Genomic DNA, 622 nt, shown 5'->3' on the forward strand with positions numbered 1-622 from the left:
TGATGATGGTCAGCGACAGTAAGCGGTTTATTAAAAAGCTAGAAAGAGCGCTCAATGATGGTTCAGCAATTGATGACGCTGATGATACACCGGAATCAGCCGAAGACCGCAAGTTACGGGTGTGGGCTATTCACTCCGAGAACAGTGGCAGTGAGGAAAATGTGATTTTCATTAGGGAGATTAACATTGCCATTAAGGATCTTGACGCTTTTTTAATTACTCCCAGTCTCAGTTCAGGGGTTGACATTTCCAGCTATCATTTTGATGCCGTGTTTGGCGTGTTTCATGCTGTCTCGCAGTCAGCTACAGAATGCGCCCAGCAGTTATGGCGGTATCGTCCAAATGTCCCCATGTATGTTTGGGTGGCTCCGCGTCCTCCCTTTGGTTACGCCGAAACCAATGTCCGACGCATTAAAGAAAAGATTCTTCAGACAAATGAGATGACCGCTTTTCTGATTCGCATTAACCGGGAAACGGGCAAACGTGGGGCTGAGAAGGATTGGGCATTAGATGCTAGTTGTCAGATTGAGGGGCAACGGAATTGGTCGATTAATAATTTACGGGCTGATTTGCGATCGCTCCTAGAAGAAATGGGCAATACTATTGCGCCTGTGGGTGATGC

1 pseudogene is annotated in these 622 nt (G+C 46.9%); it reads left to right on the forward strand.

Going from position 1 to position 622, the window contains the following annotated elements:
- Window positions 1–622: pseudogene (locus tag G1O98_RS38520) on the forward strand (bifunctional DNA primase/helicase); the annotation flags it as partial.

It is taken from the genome of Nostoc sp. UIC 10630 (genome assembly GCF_010747425.1).
GTDB lineage: Bacteria > Cyanobacteriota > Cyanobacteriia > Cyanobacteriales > Nostocaceae > Nostoc.